The organism is Mariniflexile sp. (genome assembly GCF_041583155.1).
GTDB lineage: Bacteria > Bacteroidota > Bacteroidia > Flavobacteriales > Flavobacteriaceae > Mariniflexile.
The window spans coordinates 1-4,749 of sequence record NZ_JBFHGK010000095.1; the positions used below are offsets into that span (position 1 = coordinate 1).

Consider the following 4,749-nt stretch of genomic DNA (forward strand, 5'->3'; position numbering starts at 1 on the left):
AGTCGCATCAAAATTAGCCACACCTTGAATAACAAACTTGCTTTTATTAAAATACCAGTACATATCTTCTTCATTCACATCTACCATAAAAGCATCATAGCCTAAATCGAATCCGTTGGAAGCTTTTTCATTGGCTCCCAGAACAATTTGTCTGTGATAACCCTTTGGAGAATCATACATCAATCGAATGATAGATTTTTTCTTTTTAGATGTTTGAGTTTCTGTAACACTAGATTTTTTACTACTTGAAGATTTCATGAACACTGAAACCGGCACGTCTTCAAATTCCTCTAATTCGGTAACAAAAACACGTTGCCTATTTTTAAATATTATATTTCCTCCCAAAACACTAGAAATTGTATCTAAATTATCGTTTGGCTGTGTTTCTAATTTTGTAGACACAAAGAAGCCTTGGTTTACTGGAATATATTGCCCTGGCACTTTGGTACCTATCGCGGCACTTCCTCCATCTGAAGTGTTATTAATTCTAACATCGTTAGAAATGGCCGGAGCACCACCGGATAAATTATAAGTGGCATAACCACCAACATAATCTTTTAAATAATGTGAGTTTTCTTCACCAAAATGATCCCAGAAATACAGTGCGCCATTTATAACAGTTTGGGAATTATTACCACCTTCAGTTACACTAATATTGTCTAATATAAATTCTTCTGCATCAATGGCCGATGGGTATGGGTTACCTATTAAACGCTCTACATCGCCCGCAGTTTTATCCAACGCAAGCGTAATATCGCCATTATACGGTAAGCCTTTAAACACATAATTTTGTTTATCTGAAATTGGAACTGAACCCGCTGTCCCTTTCATGGTAAAACCTTCTCCTGGCAGCAAACTTGAGGTTTCATTTATCTTCACCCAAGCATTATAATCATCCGCAGGACCATTAAATTTATATAACCAATAAGTAAATATTTTTAATAACCCTGGAGGACCCATTAGTGGTGGTGTAAAATTATATCCAACACTTTCAAAAGCCATAGATTTAACCGATGAAGATTTTGTTCCATCGTATAGAAAGCCTTCTATTGTATTACTGGCATTGGTACTGGCAACTCCAGTCCCTCTTTCGGATGTATCGCCAGCAATTGGACCTACAGAAGACGACCAGTAATTATAATTAAACCCGTTTGCAGTACCTTGCTGATCTTTTTCAATAAACCCACCACTATCGGCATCTAGAATACTACCTTCTGTTTGAATTAATTGGGATTCGCCAACCAAATCTATAACACCATCTAATTCTAAATAATGGGTAATAGTAAGTTCTTTTCCTGCATTGTTTTCTACAGGTGACGTTACGACAGGATCCATAATTCTTAAGGTATCTTTAGTTTGAATTAAACCTAATAGTGTAATATCTCTATTTCCTAAAATATTATTTGAAATCTGTACGATGTTCCAATCTATTTCAGTTATTCCATCTAAACCAATTGAATTTGGTATGGCTTGGTCTGCACTATTACTCCATGTTGCAGGCGCATCCCAGACACCATCGACGGCAGAAAGATAAGGTAATGGTGCTGTTTGCTCATCTACAATCGATTTATTAGGCACTAAATAATTTAATCGTAAACAGTTTCTTGCATCTGTCAAACCTTCTACTGCGGTACCACAAAACGAATTAAAATCATAATAAACTGAAAGTGTACTCCAAGGTATGGAAACTATTTCGTTGCTTAAAGTAGCGCCTGGAATTACTTTACCACTTACATAATCTGTACTGCTAACGTCGAACCGCTCCACTTCCTGATTCATAAGATATCGCACCTGCCGCTCTGTCAATGCCTGATTCCAAATATAAACTTCATCTATTTCGCCCAATAATGGATTACGATTACTTACCGCATCCTTGTCTATATACAATGAACCTATTGACAAATAGTTGAAATTAGGTGTTGGCGCTTCAATATTTTGTTCAGATTTATCCAATACGCCATCGATATAAAGAAAAATAGTACCGCTGTTGTAAACAAAGGAAACCTGATGCCAGTTCCCATCAGTTATCGCCATGTTAGACGTTATTTTTGCCCCACTGACATCATCTATCCAAACCTCAACCTGGCTAGAGGTATTTAAACGCATTTGTAATTTATCTCCTTTGGCTATTATGGTTCTTGGATTGGTGGTACTTGCTGCACTTTTTATCCATGCAGACACTGTAAACGAATTGGGATTTAAATCTAGTAAATACTCGCCTACTAAATGCGTATTTTCATCTATAGTTATTGAACTATTTCGAGATACTTTAGATGCCTTTCCAAATGAAAAATATTGAGTTTCATGAAAATCATACCAAGTCTTATAAACTTCACTCTCCTTATCTAACTTTAATGGAAGAACATCAATAATATTTGCATCTGTGAAAGCAGGATCGTTGGCAACTATTAATACATATTCTTCTATAAATTCTTCTTCTTCATTAGTATCAAGAGATAAGCCACTAAACGCAGATTTGGGAATTCCAACAAACACAGTTTGCACATCAGCACCTTCAAATTCTTCTGATTCAACTATTTTCCATTTCCTATCCATTCTAGTTATGTCGATATTTAATCCAGAACCTATAGCTATTGTATTAACAGATGTACCTGTAAGAGCTCCATTATTATTTCCCCAAACTAAAAAATCACCATCTTTTTCAAATTCATTTAAGTTTTGGCTATTAGTTCCATAGATGCCTCCTAAACCAATTGTGACTGCATTTGGCGAATTTACAGATTTCGATTGTTTTTGATTTAAATCGGAATTATCATCTCTACCAATTCCTGCAACATCATAATTATAACCATTGTTATCTAATACATTCCAAACTTCATTATCAAAAGAATTTATATAATTCTTTTGAGCTTCTGTTGATCCCCCTAAAGTAACACCGTATTTTATAGCTAAATATGATTCTATTTTTTGTCTTGCAGAATCTGCTACTCTGGTTCTGAATGTAAAGATTTCAGCTATTCTGCCATTCAAATTACCAACTCCATCTCTATTTTTTCCAATCCAATACTTATTACCATCTAAATTTGCGAATGAATTTTGTTCACTTGATGTAGTAAGCGGATAAGAATTATATAAAATTTCCTGATGCGTTGGAGCTGCTTCTGTATTATTCCGAACATTAATAATTCCTGCTTTAGAATACGTTGAATTTAATTCTGCTGCACCATTAAAGGTGGCACCAACAACATCCTGATTATAAGACAACGTTTCATTGGTAAAACCAGACGAATAATCTCCAAAACCAATACCTGTAACATCGCCAGCTGTGTCTGAATCTACACCACCAAAAATGGTATTTCTAGTGGAAGCATTGGTCATGGTGGCATCTGGAATAATCACAATAAAAATATCGGCACTATAAAATCCACTTAAATTGGCATCATCATTATACATGTATTGTTCGTTGTCGGTATCATTTACAAACTTAACAACTGGATTATAATTTATGTTGGCTTCAGGAGTATCTAAATATGTAGGTTCTTTACCTGAAATAGCCTCAGCATCTTTAGGATTGGTTCCAATATCAGCCCAACGTGTAACATTATTGCTATCATCTTTAGTAATGCCACGAGTAGATTTTAACCAAATTCTAAAATCGGCTGTAATACCTCCTGGACCGGGAATTTCATAATCAAACATATCTGCACTTACATCAAAAGTAAACGTTTGATCAGTAGTATGTTCTATGCTAATGGTTGAAGTGGTTCCTGTACCATCGATTAGACCGGTAAACGTAACAGATAATATGGCGTAAGAGCCCGAATTTATACTTGCTGGCAAACTTGTATAAGTATATTTAGTTGAAGAACTAGTAACCCCTGTAATATCTACCGGACAACTTCCGGTATTAGCGATTATAAAATCTCGTGTAACCATTGCACCTTCATCGACTACTCCGTAATAGGTACCATTAGCGGCTGTAGTAGTGGTTGAACCATTAATAACATCAGCAGAAGGACTTCCTCCATAAACATTAATTGCAGGATTACCCCCCACCGAAAAGGTGAATTCAAAAGGATCAGGCTCCTGCTTTACCTCTATAAATATTCTGGTACTAGCCTCACAATCACCACTTTTATTAGTTATGGTAAAATCTACATATTTGGTTTTTCCTTTGCAACTTTCGGTATCTACATTTGTAGGTATTTTGTCTGTTGAAATAGAAAAATCGGTAGTATTTGAAATTCTAATATCTTCAATTTTTACTTTATCGCAATCATTTATTCTAGTATTAGTAATTCTAAAAGAAATAGAATTACCTGCAGTAATAGACACTGTTTCAAGAGGGTCTATGGTGTCGATGCTTCCTAAAATTTTAACTTGTATATCTTGTGTATTACCAACATAAGATGCAAGCAAAAAAACACATACAAATGCAATTTGAAAAAAACTGAGGGGTAAAAATCTTCTCATTTAAAATTTTATTTAGGGCGTTTATTTTGTTGTGAGAGACTAGCAACTGTAAAAAATCGCTGTGTAATATTACGAATAAACATCGATATAATACAAATTTATTCGTTGTAATGTAAAACAAAATATTATTTTGTAAGATTAGTGTGCTGAAATAATATTAATGAAAGATAAATAATACATATAAAAATTTTACCAGCAAGAAAGTAAATATGATAAATTAAAAAGTTTAAAAAATATCACTAACTTTATTTTTTAAAAATTCAATTAAAAAAACAGCTTTGCCCTATATGAAAAGAACTTTAACAATCTTAATAT

The 4,749-nt window shown here is 34.2% G+C and carries 1 protein-coding gene; it reads right to left on the bottom strand.

Annotated features, from left to right (window positions below):
* Positions 1 to 4,434, bottom strand: a 4,434-nt coding sequence (locus ABYI63_RS17205; protein WP_372758096.1) for a LamG-like jellyroll fold domain-containing protein, incomplete at its 3' end; no start/stop codon positions are given.
* Positions 4,435 to 4,749 lie beyond the last annotated feature (315 nt).